The following is a 15,637-nucleotide window of genomic DNA, read 5'->3' as shown; positions in this document are numbered from 1 at the left end:
GCTGCTTACTAAGCGGTAACTTAATCAGTCTGTGCTGACACTATCCACTTATTCCGCCGTCCTGTAGCCGGGCAGGCGGTGATTTGTGTCGCTCAGGTCTGCCTTGCCGCGCCGGGCGAGACCGCGGGCCGCCCTGCGCAGGGGTGCGCCGACGGCTTCCGCGAGGATCGCCAGGTCCAGACCCGGCCGATGGTGCTCGGCGTAGTGCTGGTCGAGGAGATCCGGCTCGTCCCACGGCATCGTCGAGCGGTGGCGGATCTGGGCCAGGCCGGTCAGGCCGGGCTTCAGCTCCCGCCGCCAGTCTCGCGTACCGGCCGGCCGTGCGTGCACGCGGCCCGGCGTGAGCGGGGCCGGGCCCACGAGGGAGAGCTCGCCCCGTACGACATGGGGCAGCCGGGAGATCACGTGCAGACGCAGCCGCCGGGTGCGCAGCGACCGCAGGACGAAGGGCCTGCCGTCCATTCCCACCCGGGTCGAGCGCGTCAGTACGCCTCCGGGGCCGCGCTGCACGGCAAGGGCCAGGGCGGCCGCGGCGAGCAGCGGGGCGGCCAGGATCAGGAGGGCCGAGCCGAGGGTCAGGTCCAGGGCGCGCTTCGCGGTGGGGCGGGGCGGGACCGCCGGTGCCAGTGACCTCAGGGCCGTGCGGGCCGCCGCGAGGCGGGAGGCTCGCGGTGGCCGCCAGGGGCGCCCGGCCGGTCTCCGTCGCTGCCACGGCCCGTGACTCTGCCATTGCCTCTGCGTCTGCATGGTGCGCACCTGCCTGGGTCGGCTGACTGGAGTCGGCGGACCGTGTGCCGGTTTTGTACGGCTCACGGCATTTTGTGACAGAACAATCCCATGAGGCGATGATGGTGGGGGCCGTGTGGCCCGTGGGGGCGGGCGGGTGTCGCCCGTAAGCGGGCCGGATTTGCCGCCGATCGCCGGTATGCGACGTGTGTCCGCCGTCGCGAATCTCGGCGTTCTGCCCGGTGGCGCGCGGTGTGTGCACGATAGTTGAGTCGACTCGACTCAGGTCTGTTGACTCTGGGGCGGGTGTCGTGCATCCTTGAGTCAGATCCACTCAAGTAGTCAGTTGGAGGAATTGAAATGGCACGTGCGGTCGGCATCGACCTGGGCACGACTAACTCCGTCGTCAGCGTTCTCGAAGGCGGCGAGCCCACCGTCATCACCAACGCCGAAGGCGCCAGGACCACGCCGTCCGTCGTCGCCTTCGCGAAGAACGGCGAGGTTCTGGTCGGCGAGGTCGCCAAGCGCCAGGCAGTGACGAACGTCGACAGGACGATCCGTTCGGTCAAGCGCCACATGGGCACTGACTGGAAGATCGACCTGGACGGCAAGAGCTTCAACCCGCAGCAGATGAGCGCCTTCATCCTGCAGAAGCTGAAGCGTGACGCCGAGTCCTACCTGGGCGAGAAGGTCACCGACGCGGTGATCACCGTCCCGGCGTACTTCAACGACTCCGAGCGTCAGGCGACGAAGGAGGCCGGCGAGATCGCGGGCCTGAACGTCCTGCGTATCGTCAACGAGCCGACGGCCGCCGCGCTGGCGTACGGGCTCGACAAGGACGACCAGACGATCCTCGTCTTCGACCTCGGTGGCGGCACCTTCGACGTGTCCCTCCTGGAGATCGGCGACGGCGTAGTCGAGGTGAAGGCCACCAACGGTGACAACCACCTCGGTGGTGACGACTGGGACCAGCGCGTCGTCGACTACCTGGTGAAGCAGTTCGCCAACGGTCACGGCGTGGACCTGTCCAAGGACAAGATGGCTCTCCAGCGTCTCCGCGAGGCCGCGGAGAAGGCGAAGATCGAGCTGTCGTCCTCGACGGAGACCTCGATCAACCTGCCGTACATCACGGCGTCGGCCGAGGGCCCGCTGCACCTGGACGAGAAGCTCACGCGCTCGCAGTTCCAGCAGCTCACCGCTGACCTCCTGGACCGCTGCAAGAACCCGTTCCACAACGTCATCAAGGACGCGGGCATCCAGCTCTCCGAGATCGACCACGTCGTTCTCGTCGGCGGCTCGACCCGTATGCCGGCCGTCGCCGAGCTCGTCAAGGAGCTCACGGGCGGTCAGGATGCCAACAAGGGTGTGAACCCGGACGAGGTCGTCGCCATCGGCGCCTCGCTCCAGGCCGGTGTCCTCAAGGGCGAGGTCAAGGACGTCCTGCTCCTCGACGTCACCCCGCTGTCCCTCGGTATCGAGACCAAGGGAGGGATCATGACCAAGCTCATCGAGCGCAACACCACGATCCCGACCAAGCGCTCGGAGATCTTCACGACGGCCGAGGACAACCAGCCGTCCGTGCAGATCCAGGTCTACCAGGGCGAGCGCGAGATCGCGGCGTACAACAAGAAGCTCGGTATGTTCGAGCTGACCGGTCTGCCGCCGGCCCCGCGTGGTGTGCCGCAGATCGAGGTCGCGTTCGACATCGACGCCAACGGCATCATGCACGTCGCTGCCAAGGACCTCGGCACCGGCAAGGAGCAGAAGATGACCGTCACCGGTGGCTCCTCGCTGCCGAAGGACGAGGTCAACCGGATGCGCGAAGAGGCCGAGCAGTACGCGGACGAGGACCACCGTCGTCGCGAGGCCGCCGAGTCCCGCAACCAGGGCGAGCAGCTCGTCTACCAGACGGAGAAGTTCCTCAAGGACAACGAGGACAAGGTCCCCGGCGACGTGAAGACGGAGGTGGAGACCGCGCTCACCGAGCTGAAGGAGAAGCTCAAGGGCGAGGACACCGCCGAGATCCGTACCGCCACCGAGAAGGTCGCGGCCGTCTCCCAGAAGCTGGGCCAGGCGATGTACGCCAACGCCCAGGCCGAGGGCGGCCCGCAGGCCGACGCGCAGCCCGGTGCCGAGCAGGCCCAGGACGATGTCGTCGACGCCGAGATCGTCGACGACGAGAAGGACTCCAAGGGCGGTGCGGCGTGACCGAGGAGACTCCGGGCTTCGAGGAGAAGCCCGACGTCCCCTCCGGCGCCACCCCTGACGACGCCGAGCCGAAGGCCGCCACCCCCTCTTCGGAGGAGGCGGCGGCCCCGGCCGGGGACGCGAACCAGACAGCCGGTCTGACCGCTCAGCTGGACCAGGTCCGCACCGCGCTCTCCGAGCGCACGGGCGACCTCCAGCGGCTCCAGGCCGAGTACCAGAACTACCGCCGCCGCGTGGAGCGGGACCGGGTCACGGTCAAGGAGATCGCAGTCGCGGGTCTCCTGTCCGAGCTCCTGCCCGTGCTCGACGACGTCGGCCGGGCCCGCGAGCACGGTGAGCTCGTGGGCGGGTTCAAGTCGGTGGCCGAATCGCTGGAGACGATCGTCGCCAAGCTCGGACTGCAGCAGTTCGGCAAGGAGGGCGAGCCCTTCGACCCGACGATCCACGAGGCCCTGATGCACTCGTACGCGCCGGACGTCACCGAGACGACCTGCGTGGCGATCCTGCAGCCGGGGTACCGGATCGGCGAGCGCACCATCCGCCCCGCGCGGGTGGCGGTGGCCGAACCCCAGCCGGGGGCCACGCCCGCGGCCGCGAAGGAAGAGAAGAGTGACGACGAGGAGAGCGGTGGCGGCGAGGAGGTCTGACATTCCGTCCGACCACCTGGCACCACACCGCTCGCCCATCCGCCCGGCCATGTGGCCGGTCGTCCGGAAGGAGGGACGTCGATGAGTACGAAGGACTTCGTCGAGAAGGACTACTACAAGGTTCTCGGCGTCCCGAAGGACGCCACCGACGCCGAGATCAAGAAGGCGTACCGGAAGCTCGCCCGCGAGTTCCACCCGGACGCCAACAAGGGCGACGACAAGGCGGAGGAGCGTTTCAAGGAGATCTCCGAGGCGAACGACATCCTCGGTGACACCAAGAAGCGCAAGGAGTACGACGAGGCACGCGCCCTCTTCGGCAACGGCGGCTTCCGCGCCGGACCCGGCGGAGCCCAGGGCAACTTCAACTTCGACCTGGGGGACCTCTTCGGAGGTGCCCCGGGCGGGGGCCAGGGCGGTGCCGGCGGGTTCGGCGGCGGTGGCGGCCTGGGAGATGTCTTCGGCGGCCTCTTCAACCGGGGCGGCAGCAGCACCGGAACACGGGTGCAGCCGCGCCGCGGCCAGGACATCGAGTCCGAGGTGACGCTCAGCTTCACCGAGGCCGTCGACGGGGCCACGGTCCCGCTGCGGATGTCCAGCCAGGCGCCCTGCAAGGCGTGCTCCGGCACCGGCGACAAGAACGGCACCCCCAGGGTCTGTCCGACCTGCGTCGGCACCGGCCAGGTGTCGCGCGGCAGCGGCGGCGGGTTCTCGCTCACCGATCCCTGCGTGGACTGCAAGGGCCGGGGCCTCATCGCCCAGGACCCCTGCGAGGTCTGCAAGGGCAGCGGCCGGGCGAAGTCGTCCCGCACCATGCAGGTCAGGATTCCGGCGGGCGTTCTCGACGGCCAGCGGATCAGGCTGCGCGGCAAGGGCGCCCCGGGCGAGCGCGGCGGACCGGCCGGTGACCTCTATGTCGTCGTCCACGTCGACGCCCACCCGGTCTTCGGCCGCAAGGGCGACAACCTCACGGTCACCGTGCCCGTCACCTTCACGGAGGCGGCGCTCGGCGGCGAGGTGAAGGTCCCCACGCTCGGCGGACCGCCGGTCACGCTGAAGCTTCCGGCCGGCACGCCCAACGGGCGCACCATGCGGGCCAGGGGCAAGGGCGCGGTCCGCAAGGACGGCACCCGCGGCGACCTGCTGGTCACCGTCGAGGTGACGGTCCCCACGGACCTGGGCCCCGAGGCCCGGGACGCCCTGGAGGCCTACCGAAAGGCGACCGCGGACCAGGACCCGCGGGCGGAGCTGTTCCAGGCAGCGAAGGGAGCTTGAGGTGGACGGCCGACGACGTAATCCGTTCGAACTCACCGATGAATCCCCGGTGTACGTGATCTCGATCGCGGCCCAGCTCTCGGGCCTGCATCCTCAGACGCTGCGCCAGTACGACCGCCTCGGCCTGGTCTCGCCCGACCGCACGGCCGGACGCGGACGGCGCTACTCGGCCCGCGACATCGAGCTGCTGCGCACCGTGCAGCAGCTGTCGCAGGACGAGGGCATCAACCTGGCCGGCATCAAGCGCATCATCGAACTGGAGAACCAGGTCGCGGCCCTTCAGCAGCGCGTCGCCGAGCTCTCGGCGGCCGTGGACGGGGCGGCGGTGGCCATGCAGCAGCGCGAGGCGCAGGTGCATGCGTCGTACCGGCGCGACCTGGTGCCGTATCAGGATGTGCAGCAGACCAGCGCCTTGGTGGTCTGGCGGCCGAAGAGGCCGAAGGACTGAACAGGGACTGCTTCCCGTGCAAGGAGCCCGTCACCCCGCAACGTCGGGGGTGACGGGCTCCTCTGCTGTGCGCGGCGGTGCGGGCTCGGCGATGCCGGAGCGGACGAGGAGGGCGCCCAGCTGGGTTCGGCTGGTGGCGCCGAGTGTCTGCATGAGCCTGGAGATGTGGGCGCGGCAGGTGCGGACGCTGATGCCGAGTGTGCGGGCGACGGCCTCGTCCTGGTTTCCCTCGGTCAGGAGGCGCGCGATGCTCTGCTGGACGGCGGTGACGGGGGCGCCGGGGACGGCTGTGGGGAGTTGCTGGGTGAACGGGGTGGCCAGGGTCCAGACGGTCTCGTACATCTGGGCCAGGAAGGCGACGAGGGCGGGGTGGCGGATCTCCAGGGCGGTGCTGCGGTCGGGGTTGGCGGGAATGAAGGCGACCTTGCGGTCGAAGACGAGGAGGCGGTCGATGGCCTGTTCCAGCGTGCGCACCTGGAGGAGGGAGCTGGGCAGTTGGCCCATGTACGTCCTGAGTGCGGGGCTGTAGCGCGCGGAGTGCTGGTAGATGTGGCGCAGCCGGACACCTCGCTCAACCGTGGGAAGGGTGCCGGACAGCGCCGTCCGGAGCTCTTGGGGCGGCCGCGTGCTGCCGGGCTGGATCGTAAGGATCTCGTCGTCCGCCTCCCCCAGGGAACGGGTGATGGCCGCCTGGATCGCCGCCGGTCCGACGAGGACGGTGATGGCGAGGTGCGGGGCACCGCTGAAGGAGGCGGCCAGCGGGACGAGCGCCTTGGCCAGGATGTCGGAGGTCCGGACCTGGTCCAGTAGCCCCTGTGCCAGGGGGTGCAGCAGACTTGCCAGGGCGGCTGACGGCGGTACGGGGAGCAGGAGGCGGCCGTCGTGCGGGTCGGGCAGGAGGAGCGCCGTGTCGATCAGGCAGGGCGCTGCCTCGGCGGCGGACCGGGCGAGGCGGCCTTTGGCCAGTGCTTCGGTGTAGAGGCTGACAGCCGCCTCGCACAGATCGAGGTCGCTGTGCGCGTGCACGGGTACAGCTGTCATGTCTCGGTGTGTCCGGCGATCCCGGACTGGACGAGGAGGGCGCCGAGGTGGGTACGGCTGGTGGCGTCGAGGGTCTGCATGAGCTTGGCGATATGCGTACGGCAGGTGCGGACGCTGAAGCCCAGCTTCCTTGCCACGGCCTCGTCGTGGTGTCCCTGGACCAGGAGCCGGGCGATGCTGAGCTGGACGGCGGTGACGGGAGTGCCCGGGGCGGCTGTCTGCAGGTGTTCGGCGATCGGAGTCGCCTGCGCCCACAGGACTTCGTACACCTGCACCAGGTAACGGACCAGCGCCGGATGCCGGATCTGGAGAGCCACATTTCGGTCGGCCGTCGCGGGGATGAACGCTGTTGCGTGGTCGAAGACGATGAGCCGGTCGATAGTCTGTTCCATCGTTCTGACCTGCACCTGTCCTGGTGGCATCTGCTCCAGGTAGCTTCTGAGGAGGGCGCTGTAGCGAGCTGGGTGCTGGTAGATGTGGCGGAGCCGGGCTCCTCTGCCCACAGCTGACAGACCGTTGGCGAGGCCCTGCTCGATCTGCTCGGGCGATCGGTAGCCGCCTGGCTGAGCCGTCAGCACCTCTGTTTCGGCGACGGCGGCTGCTTCGTGGAGAGCAGCGTCGATCAGCCTCTTGCCTTCGAGCACGGTGATGGACAGGTTGGGGTCCTCGCTCGCGATGGCCGCCAAGGGGGCGAGGGAGTCGACCAGTGCCGCGCTGCGGCGTATCTGTTCATAGACGTTGCGCGTGATGGGCTGCAGCAGATGGGCGAGCGCGGCCGAAGGCGTGGCAGGGCACAGCATCGCCGGATCCCGGGGGTCCGGGTGGAGCAGGGCCATCTCGACGAGGCAGGGGGCCGGTGAGATCTCCGCTCGTGGGAGGCGCCCGCGGCGCAGGGATTCGGAGTAGAGCCGGATTGCCGGCTCGCACAGTTCGGAGTCGCTGTGCGGGTGATTTGGTATGCCCGTTTCCGTGCCCATCTGGACCCCCTCATTCTTTGCAGTGCAACAAGATGACGGTGGTGAAACCCTAGCGGCCGGGGGAGTGTTGACCCGTTGGGGGAGCCGGGAACTCCCCCGGCTGATTCAGGGCACAGCCATGCTCTCCCCCGTTGCGTGGTTGCGCCCCCGGCCCGGGGGTGGGGAACTTTGGGTGCCGGCCGGTCAGGAATCCTGTTCCAGGATTCCTGACCGGGCGATCAGATAACCGAGTTGCGTCCGGCTCTTGCTGCCGAGGGCTGCGTTCAGTTTGGCGATATGAGTCCGGCAGGTGCGCACGTTCATGCCGAGGCGCCGGGCGATCGAGTCGTCGACGTGTCCTTCTACGAGGAGCTGGGCAATGGAGCGCTGGACACCGCTGATGCCCTCCGGGGTGGGGTCGTACCGCACGTCCTCCAGAAGCGGGGTGGCGCGCTGCCAGAGCTGTTCGAAGACTCTGGTCAGGTATGCCACCAGGCCCGGGTGGCGCAACTCCAGTGCCACTTCCGCATCCTCCTGGGCAGGGATGAAGGCCACCGTGTGGTCGAAGACGAGCATGCGCTCGACGAGTTCTTCGAGGGTGCGGATCTCGACCTTGCCTTCCGCCAGACGCTCGGCGTAGGCATACGTCCCATGATGGTGGCGGACGGTGTGCTGATAGAGCGTGCGAATGCTGACGCCGCGGTCGATCACGGCCTGTCCGCGCTCGACGCCTTTACTGAGAATGAGCTCACTGCGCCCGCCACCCGGCTGGATGGTGAGGACTTCGGTGGTGCACTCGGCCGTTGCGACGTCAATGGCGGCATTGATTCTGGCGTTGCCTTCCAGCACGGTGATGGCGTGCGTGGTCGGTGCGTCCTGGGCGCTGATGTCCATGAACGGTTCGAAGGACTCCGCCAGTTCGAGGGAGCGTCGACGCCGGTCCTGGATCTCCCGCTCGATGGGGTGGAGGCGCTGTGCGAGTGCGGCCGACGGAGGTACGGGACGGAGCCACTCGGGGTCGTCGGGGTCCGGGTGCAGCAGGGCGAAGTCCATCAGGCACGGTGCGGGCGCCACGTCAGAGCGAGGTATCCGTCCCGATCGCAGTGCACTGGCATAAAGGCGCTGCCCTGCTTCGCATAGGTCGGTGATCCCATGAGGATGTCCCGTATTCGGTCTACTTGTGGCCATATCTCCACCCCCCATGTTCTTGAACCAGCAGGAACATGATGCATCGACCCAGTGGTGTTCGCGTCCCTGGGTGGGACATCGTCTTACGTGCGGGGGAGATGACCCATCAAGTGAGGACGAAGCCGAAATGTATAAGCGAATGCTTCGCTCGGTGCTTGCCACTGCGTTTGCGGGGGCCTTGGCTTACGGCGTGCTGGGTGCCACTGACATTACTTGGGAGGTCGCGCCCGACTCGGCAACGAGTCGCGTCACGGCAGCCCCTGTCGGTGACATCACGTGGGGCGGCGTTGCGCCGAAGGATGCCAACGGCGACATCACGTGGGGTTTCACGTCGACTTCGGCGGGCGCCTGACATGACTACGCCGCCGGACGACCGGACCTTCCGGCGTGAGATGGCAACCGCCTACCGCTCAGGGTGGCATTTCATCGACCTCGTCACGGCACTTCCCCACCGTGGTGATTCGTTGATGGTCACTCTGTTCGGTGACCCGGTCGTCGTTGCTCGTGAGGACGACGGGGAACTCCGCGCCTACCGTTGCCTCCGCAAGCCGCGCGGAGCGCCGCAGCCCGTGCGCTGCGCCATTAGGTACGACATGATTTTTGTGAATCTCGCGCAGCGCGATCACCAGCTGTTCGAAACCGAAGCCATCTCCGCCACCCCCCGCAGTGCCTGAGCGATCCCCCGTCGTTCCACGTCGCTCAGACACTCCCCCACACAACGGCGCCACCGTGACCTGAACACGGTGGCGCCGTTGTGCTTCTCCCGGAGACATTCCGGTCGGAGCAGCGCAGAAGGTGTCAAAATGCACCAGATGTGTGGGTGGGGACACGGTCCTCCATGCTCCGCCCTCCCACCCCAAGGGTCATTCATGAGCGGACACGAGGTCGAAAAACTGCCGGGCCGGTGTGGAGATGGCGGCGATGCCGCATACCTCGACAAGACGTTGCTCCACCGCGAGGTGGAGGTCTCCTTCGACGACACGGTGAACTGGAAGGTGCTTCTGGCGGTGTGGCTGCGGGCCGCCGCCGTGGCGTTCGGCGTGCTCCTCCTCTTCGGCTTCGTCGGGCTCATCACCCTGGCCGGGGATCCGCGGAGCGGCCTCGGGATCATGGGGATCGGTCTGCAGATCGCCATGATCGCTTTCGTCGCCGTCTTCCTGGCGTCGAAGATCGCCGAACCGATCGGTGAGTGGCGGGTCCTGCTGGCCGACCGGGGGACGCGAGCCGAATCGGCGTACACCGAGATCGCGAGGGTCGTGCAGGAGCGCCGGCTGCCGGTCTTGCCGGTGTTCCGCCGCATCCGCACCGAGGGTGAGCACCCCCACGTGACCCACCGGATGGTGCTCCGGGACGGGAGTTACGTCGCGTACCTCTCGGTGTTCGCCTACGGCACCAGCCTCTACCTGGGCTGGGTGATGTGGCGCAACCGGCGGGGCACCGAACTCGTCGGGCAGTTCCTCTCCGACTTCATCCGGGGCTTCGGCGGTACCGACATGGAGAAGGTCATGATGCGGACCGAGCCGCCGCGCGCCATGCGGGAGGCGTTGCACGCCGCCGCCCGGGAAGGGCTGTACGCCGCCGTCGACGGACGCTCCGTCGCTCCCGAACCGGCCTTCCCGCACGGTCTCCCGCCGATCGAGGAGGACATCGCGGCTCCCCTCCCGGCGCAGGCGCAGGCGCCCGCGCCGATGGCGCCGCCGCCCGTGCCGCCCCGCCGGCCCTGGGCGGAGGGCGGCAGCTGACGGCACGCGCCGCTCCGGTGGCGGCTCCGGTCACCCCCGGCCGAGCGCCCGGTCCAGGCTGATCTCGATGACGACCCGGTCCGGGTTGGGCGACGGCGTGCGCTCGTAGCGCTCCATGTGGCGGCGTACCGCCTCGTCGACCCTGTCCTGCTCCGTGCGCACCCTGGCGACGCCCTCCAGGGTCGCCCAGCGGCGCCGGTGCACCTGGCAGGCCGCGACCCGGGCACCGTCCGGGCCCGCGGCCAGGATGTTGGCGACCTTGCGGCTGTTCTTGTTGGTGATGATGCGGGCGAGGCCCGCCTCGGGGTCGTACGTCACGCACACGGGCACCACGTGCGGGGTGCCGTCGGGGCGGGGTGTGGTGAGGGTGCAGATGTGGGACTCGCGCCAGAACGCGAGGTACTCCGGGCCGGGGTTGCGTACGTCGACTGCCATGGGGTCAGCGTAGGCAGTCCCGGGACCGCCCTGCGGTGGCGGGCGGCCGGAGCGGCCCGTTCACTCGGAACGGAAGCAGGGGGAGCGGGGCCCTGGAAGCGGGTCCTGGAAGCGGGGCCCTGGAAGTGGTCCACTTTTGCCTTGAGTGGAATAGACTCAACTTTGTGCACGTTGATCGTGTCAGTAGTGAGGACGGACCAGTCACCGCAAGGAGGAGAGAGCGCACGTGGACGCCGAGCTGACCAACAGGAGCCGGGACGCCATCAACGCGGCCACCAACAGGGCCGTGAAGGACGGGCACCCCGATCTGACCCCGGGGCACCTGCTGCTCGCGCTGCTCTCGGGTGAGGACAACGAGAACCTCGTCGATCTGCTGGCCGCCGTCGAGGCCGACCAGATCGCCGTACGCACCGAGACCGAGCAGCTCCTGGGCGCGCAGCCCAGCGTGACCGGGTCGACCGTCGCGCCGCCGCAGCCCAACCGTGAGCTGCTCGCCGTCATCTCCGACGCCGCCCAGCGGGCGAAGGAGCTCGGCGACGACTACATCTCCACCGAGCACCTGCTCATCGGCATCGCGGCCGAGGGCGGCCGTGCCGGTGAGATCCTCGACGGGCAGGGTGCCAGTGCGAAGAGGCTGCTGGACGCGTTCGAGAAGAGCAGGGGAGGGCGCCGGGTGAGCACACCCGACCCGGAGGGTCAGTACAAGGCCCTGGAGAAATTCGGCACGGACTTCACCGCGGCCGCACGCGAGGGCAAGCTCGACCCGGTCATCGGGCGCGACCAGGAGATCCGCCGCGTCGTCCAGGTGCTCTCACGCCGTACCAAGAACAACCCGGTGCTCATCGGTGAGCCCGGCGTCGGCAAGACCGCCGTCGTCGAAGGGCTCGCCCAGCGCATCGTCAAGGGCGACGTCCCCGAGTCCCTGAAGAACAAGCGGCTCGTCTCGCTGGACCTGGGCGCCATGGTCGCGGGCGCGAAGTACCGCGGCGAGTTCGAGGAGCGCCTGAAGACCGTCCTCTCCGAGATCAAGGAGAGCGACGGCCAGATCATCACGTTCATCGACGAGCTCCACACCGTCGTCGGCGCGGGCGCCGGAGGCGACTCCGCCATGGACGCGGGCAACATGCTCAAGCCCATGCTGGCCCGCGGTGAGCTGCGGATGGTCGGTGCCACCACGCTCGACGAGTACCGCGAGCGGATCGAGAAGGACCCCGCCCTGGAGCGCCGCTTCCAGCAGGTGCTGGTGGCGGAGCCGTCCGTCGAGGACACCATCGCGATCCTGCGCGGGCTCAAGGGCCGCTACGAGGCCCACCACAAGGTGCAGATCGCGGACGCCTCCCTGGTCGCCGCCGCCACGCTCTCCGACCGCTACATCACCTCCCGCTTCCTCCCCGACAAGGCCATCGACCTCGTCGACGAGGCGGCCTCCCGGCTGCGCATGGAGATCGACTCCTCGCCCGTCGAGATCGACGAACTCCAGCGCGCTGTCGACCGGTTGCTCATGGAGGAGCTGGCGCTGAAGAACGAGACGGACCAGGCCTCCAAGCAGCGGCTGGAGAAGCTGCGCCGCGACCTCGCCGACAAGCAGGAGGAACTGCGCGGTCTCAACGCCCGCTGGGACAAGGAGAAACAGGGCCTGGAACGCGTCGGTGACCTCAAGGAACGCCTCGACGACCTGCGCGGACAGGCCGAACGCGCCCAGCGCGACGGCGACTTCGACACCGCCTCCAAGCTGCTGTACGGGGAGATCCCCGGCCTGGAGCGGGAGCTGGCCGAGGCCGCCGAGGCCGAGCAGGAAGCGGCGAAGGAGCCCAAGGAGACCCTGGTCAAGGAAGAGGTCGGCCCGGACGACATCGCCGATGTCGTCGGTGCCTGGACCGGCATCCCGGCCGGCCGCCTCCTGGAGGGCGAGACCCAGAAGCTGCTGCGCATGGAGGAGGAGCTGGGCCGGCGCCTCATCGGGCAGACCGAGGCCGTGCAGGCCGTCTCGGACGCGGTACGCCGCACCCGGGCCGGTATCGCCGACCCCGACCGGCCCACCGGTTCGTTCCTCTTCCTCGGCCCCACCGGTGTCGGCAAGACCGAGCTGGCGAAGGCGCTCGCCGACTTCCTCTTCGACGACGAGCGGGCCATGGTCCGCATCGACATGAGCGAGTACAGCGAGAAGCACAGCGTGGCCCGGCTGGTCGGCGCCCCGCCCGGGTACGTCGGCTACGAGGAGGGCGGCCAGCTCACGGAGGCGGTCCGCCGCCGCCCGTACAGCGTCGTCCTGCTGGACGAGGTGGAGAAGGCGCACCCCGAGGTCTTCGACATCCTGCTCCAGGTCCTCGACGACGGCCGGCTCACCGACGGACAGGGCCGGACGGTGGATTTCCGCAACACCATCCTGATCCTGACGTCCAACCTCGGCAGCCAGTACCTGGTCGACCCCCTGACCAAGCCCGAGGAGAAGAAGCAGCAGGTCCTGGAGGTCGTGCGGGCGTCCTTCAAGCCGGAGTTCCTCAACCGGCTCGACGATCTGGTCGTCTTCTCCGCCCTGTCCGGCGACGAGCTCGCTCACATCGCGGGGCTCCAGATCGACCGGCTCGCCAAGCGGCTCGCCGACCGGCAGCTCACCCTCGACGTCACCCCGGCCGCCCTGGCCTGGCTCGCCGAGGAGGGCAACGACCCGGCCTACGGTGCCCGGCCGCTGCGCCGCCTCATCCAGACGGCGATCGGTGACCGGCTCGCGAAGGAGATCCTCGCGGGCGAGATCACGGACGGCGACACGGTCCGCGTCGACCGGGAGGGTGACGGCCTGACCGTCGGGCCGGCGACCTGACCGGAACACATGTGGCGTAACCGGCGGCCCCGGTCCCCACCGGCTGGATATCAGCTTGTGGCGGATCGGGGCCGTCCGGGCTTGCCATGCCCCGCCCGGCATGGGAGAGGATGGCAGCCAACCGCACGAAGGGAAATTACGGTGAGCATCGATCCGTCCTCGATTCCTAACTTCGGGGGCCAGCCCGAACCGCAGGCGGCAGGACCGGAGGGCCCCGTCGTCCCTGACCAGGACCTCGTCAAGCAGCTCCTGGAGCAGATGGAGCTGAAGTACGTCGTCGACGACGAGGGCGACCTCGCGGCGCCGTGGGAAGAATTCCGCACGTACTTCATGTTCCGTGGCGAGGGCGAGCAGCAGGTCTTCTCGGTCCGTACGTTCTACGACCGCCCGCACGACGTGGACCAGCGCCCGGTCCTCCTCGACGCGATCGACGACTGGAACCGCCGCACCCTGTGGCCCAAGGTCTACACGCACACCCACGAGCCCGAGGAGGGCTCCGAGGACACCGGCACCTCGGTACGGCTGATCGGTGAGGCGCAGATGCTCATCGGCACCGGCGTCGCCCTGGAGCACTTCGTCTCCTCGACGGTCAGCTGGGTGCGTGCCTCCATCGAGTTCGACAAGTGGCTGCTGGAGCGCCTCGGCCTGGCACCGGCCGAGGAGAAGGCGGACGGCGCGGAAGGCACGGAGCAGGCCGCTCCCGACGCCTGAGCCACGCGCGACCGTCCCATCGGACCGCTCCCCGCGCCGTGCTGTTTCAGAGGCCCTTGAGCCGTGAGACGGCCTCCTCCAGCACCTCCGTGCGCTTGCAGAACGTGAAGCGGACGAAGGGTGCGCCCTGGTCCCGGTGGTCGTAGAAGACGGCGTTGGGGACGGCCACGACGCCGCAGCGCTCCGGCAGCGAGCGGCAGAACGCGATGCCGTCACCGCCGCTGTCCAGCGGACGGATGTCGGTGGTGACGAAGTACGTGCCGGCCGGACGGTAGACCGCGAAACCAGCCTCGGTGAGCCCGTCGCACAGCAGGTCCCGCTTGGCCCGCAGATCCGCGCGCAGCCCGTCGAAGAAGCTGTCGGGAAGCCGCAGGGCCTCGGCTACGGCGTACTGGAACGGCCCCCCGGAGACGTACGTCAGATACTGCTTCGCCGAGCGCACCGCCGACACCAGCTCGGGGCTCGCGGTGATCCAGCCGATCTTCCAGCCGGTGAAGGAGAACGTCTTGCCGGCCGAACTGATGGCGACCGTCCGCTCGCGCATGCCGGGGAAGCCGGCGAGCGGCAGGTGTTCGCCCTCGAAGACCAGGTGTTCGTATACCTCGTCGGTGACGACGAGGAGGTCGCGTTCGCACGCCAGCTCGGCGATCTCGGCGAGTTCCTCGCGGGTCAGGACGGTGCCGGTGGGATTGTGCGGTGTGTTGAGCAGCAGCAGCCGGGTGCGGGGGGTGACGGCCGCGCGCAGTTCGTCGAGGTCCAGCCGGTAGGTGCCGCTGGAGGGCTCGGGGCGCAGGGTCACGGGGACGCGGGTGGCGCCCGCCATGGCGATGCAGGCGGCGTACGAGTCGTAGTACGGCTCCAGCGCGATGACCTCGTCGCCGGGCTCCAGGAGCGCCAGCAGGGTGGCTGCGATGGCCTCGGTGGCGCCGGCGGTGACCAGGACCTCGGTGTCGGGGTCGTACGTCAGGGCGTAGCGCCGCTGCTGGTGGCCGGCGATCGCGGTACGCAGTTCGGGGACACCGGGCCCCGGCGGGTACTGGTTGCCGTGCCCGGCGCGCAGGGCACGGACCGCGGCCTCGCGGACCTCCTCGGGGCCGTCGGTGTCGGGGAAGCCCTGGCCGAGGTTGATGGCGCCGGTACGGACGGCCAGCGCGGACATCTCCGCGAAGATCGTCGTGCCGAACTCGGCGAGGCGGCGGTTGAGCAGCGGTCGTCCCTGTGTCATGACCGCCATCCTGCGCGGAACCTCTGGAGTTGCTCAAGTCTGCTTTGGCCGTACGGGGGCGGGGGCATCCCCCTGGCACGCGGGAATCGGTGCGGAGCGGGGGGCTCGCTTCGGGGGACGGAAGGACGTGAGGTCCGTGGGTGTGGGCATAGCGTTGACCGTGGTCGTGGCGGTCATGATCGCCGTTCTGGTGAGGGGGAACGTCGGGAACCACCGC

14 protein-coding genes are annotated in these 15,637 nt (G+C 69.0%); 8 read left to right on the top strand and 6 right to left on the bottom strand.

All coding sequences use genetic code 11. The features are described from left to right. Positions 1-48: 48 nt before the first annotated feature. A complete protein-coding gene (locus SH922_RS18660) occupies positions 49-747 on the bottom strand; it encodes a sugar transferase (protein ID WP_393059075.1) in 699 nt (232 codons plus the stop codon). A gap of 339 nt (positions 748-1,086) precedes the next feature. Between SH922_RS18660 and dnaK the strand changes: the two genes are divergently transcribed. The 4 genes from dnaK (at position 1,087) to SH922_RS18640 (ending at position 5,301) form a co-directional block, all read left to right on the top strand. Beyond that, entirely contained in the window at positions 1,087-2,934 is a 1,848-nt protein-coding gene (dnaK, locus tag SH922_RS18655; RefSeq protein ID WP_393059074.1) for a molecular chaperone DnaK, read from the top strand. After that, positions 2,931-3,581 carry a nucleotide exchange factor GrpE gene (gene grpE / locus SH922_RS18650; protein WP_393059073.1) on the top strand — a complete coding sequence of 217 codons (651 nt, stop codon included), beginning with the start codon at positions 2,931-2,933 and terminating at the stop codon, positions 3,579-3,581. Before dnaK ends, grpE begins: the two co-directional genes overlap by 4 nt. Before the next feature lie 81 nt (positions 3,582-3,662). After that, on the top strand, positions 3,663-4,853 hold the full coding sequence (gene dnaJ / locus SH922_RS18645; RefSeq protein ID WP_393059072.1) for a molecular chaperone DnaJ: 1,191 nt from the start codon (positions 3,663-3,665) through the stop codon (positions 4,851-4,853). A gap of 1 nt (position 4,854) precedes the next feature. Continuing rightward, positions 4,855-5,301: a heat shock protein transcriptional repressor HspR gene (locus SH922_RS18640; protein ID WP_356322301.1), complete on the top strand. Its 447-nt coding sequence runs from the start codon at positions 4,855-4,857 to the stop codon at positions 5,299-5,301. Between the two features lie 30 nt (positions 5,302-5,331). Here the strand turns inward: SH922_RS18640 and SH922_RS18635 are convergent, their stop codons facing one another. From SH922_RS18635 to SH922_RS18625, 3 genes are all read right to left on the bottom strand, one after another. Beyond that, entirely contained in the window at positions 5,332-6,342 is a 1,011-nt protein-coding gene (locus SH922_RS18635) for a LuxR C-terminal-related transcriptional regulator (protein ID WP_393059071.1), read from the bottom strand. Further along, a complete protein-coding gene (locus SH922_RS18630; protein WP_393059070.1) occupies positions 6,339-7,319 on the bottom strand; it encodes a LuxR C-terminal-related transcriptional regulator in 981 nt (326 codons plus the stop codon). The genes SH922_RS18635 and SH922_RS18630 overlap by 4 nt, the downstream gene beginning before the upstream one ends. A gap of 183 nt (positions 7,320-7,502) precedes the next feature. Next, positions 7,503-8,351, bottom strand: coding sequence for a helix-turn-helix transcriptional regulator (locus tag SH922_RS18625; protein ID WP_393063612.1), 849 nt, complete (start codon positions 8,349-8,351; stop codon positions 7,503-7,505). A 488-nt stretch (positions 8,352-8,839) separates the two neighbouring features. Here SH922_RS18625 and SH922_RS18620 point away from each other — a divergent pair, with 488 nt between their 5' ends. After that, complete coding sequence (locus SH922_RS18620; RefSeq protein WP_350994739.1) at positions 8,840-9,160, top strand: (2Fe-2S)-binding protein; 321 nt, start codon at positions 8,840-8,842, stop codon at positions 9,158-9,160. 195 nt (positions 9,161-9,355) lie between these two features. Beyond that, the gene (locus SH922_RS18615) at positions 9,356-10,228 is read left to right on the top strand and encodes a hypothetical protein (RefSeq protein ID WP_393059069.1); all 873 of its coding nucleotides are present in this window, start codon (positions 9,356-9,358) and stop codon (positions 10,226-10,228) included. Between the two features lie 30 nt (positions 10,229-10,258). Here SH922_RS18615 and SH922_RS18610 read toward each other — a convergent pair whose 3' ends face one another. After that, a complete protein-coding gene (locus SH922_RS18610; protein ID WP_393059068.1) occupies positions 10,259-10,663 on the bottom strand; it encodes a pyridoxamine 5'-phosphate oxidase family protein in 405 nt (134 codons plus the stop codon). A gap of 226 nt (positions 10,664-10,889) precedes the next feature. Here SH922_RS18610 and clpB point away from each other — a divergent pair, with 226 nt between their 5' ends. After that, positions 10,890-13,484 carry an ATP-dependent chaperone ClpB gene (gene clpB, locus SH922_RS18605; protein WP_393059067.1) on the top strand — a complete coding sequence of 865 codons (2,595 nt, stop codon included), beginning with the start codon at positions 10,890-10,892 and terminating at the stop codon, positions 13,482-13,484. Between the two features lie 141 nt (positions 13,485-13,625). Beyond that, entirely contained in the window at positions 13,626-14,195 is a 570-nt protein-coding gene (locus tag SH922_RS18600; RefSeq protein ID WP_393059066.1) for a YbjN domain-containing protein, read from the top strand. A gap of 46 nt (positions 14,196-14,241) precedes the next feature. Here the strand turns inward: SH922_RS18600 and SH922_RS18595 are convergent, their stop codons facing one another. Beyond that, positions 14,242-15,420 carry a pyridoxal phosphate-dependent aminotransferase gene (locus tag SH922_RS18595; protein WP_393059065.1) on the bottom strand — a complete coding sequence of 393 codons (1,179 nt, stop codon included), beginning with the start codon at positions 15,418-15,420 and terminating at the stop codon, positions 14,242-14,244. Positions 15,421-15,637 lie beyond the last annotated feature (217 nt).

The sequence above is a fragment of the Streptomyces sp. LN549 genome (assembly GCF_043203805.1).
In the GTDB taxonomy this organism is placed as follows: domain Bacteria; phylum Actinomycetota; class Actinomycetes; order Streptomycetales; family Streptomycetaceae; genus Streptomyces.
Note: the sequence above shows the minus strand (reverse complement) of the source record. Positions and strands in the feature narration are given on the sequence as shown.

Coding starts and splice junctions, on each gene's coding strand:
- SH922_RS18630 (WP_393059070.1), bottom strand. CDS start 7,319: ATGGGCACGGAAACGGGCATACCAAATCACCCGCACAGCGACTCCGAA.
- SH922_RS18615 (WP_393059069.1), top strand. CDS start 9,356: ATGAGCGGACACGAGGTCGAAAAACTGCCGGGCCGGTGTGGAGATGGC.
- SH922_RS18625 (WP_393063612.1), bottom strand. CDS start 8,351: ATGGACTTCGCCCTGCTGCACCCGGACCCCGACGACCCCGAGTGGCTC.
- SH922_RS18595 (WP_393059065.1), bottom strand. CDS start 15,420: ATGACACAGGGACGACCGCTGCTCAACCGCCGCCTCGCCGAGTTCGGC.
- dnaK (WP_393059074.1), top strand. CDS start 1,087: ATGGCACGTGCGGTCGGCATCGACCTGGGCACGACTAACTCCGTCGTC.
- SH922_RS18620 (WP_350994739.1), top strand. CDS start 8,840: ATGACTACGCCGCCGGACGACCGGACCTTCCGGCGTGAGATGGCAACC.
- dnaJ (WP_393059072.1), top strand. CDS start 3,663: ATGAGTACGAAGGACTTCGTCGAGAAGGACTACTACAAGGTTCTCGGC.
- SH922_RS18610 (WP_393059068.1), bottom strand. CDS start 10,663: ATGGCAGTCGACGTACGCAACCCCGGCCCGGAGTACCTCGCGTTCTGG.
- SH922_RS18635 (WP_393059071.1), bottom strand. CDS start 6,342: ATGACAGCTGTACCCGTGCACGCGCACAGCGACCTCGATCTGTGCGAG.
- SH922_RS18660 (WP_393059075.1), bottom strand. CDS start 747: ATGCAGACGCAGAGGCAATGGCAGAGTCACGGGCCGTGGCAGCGACGG.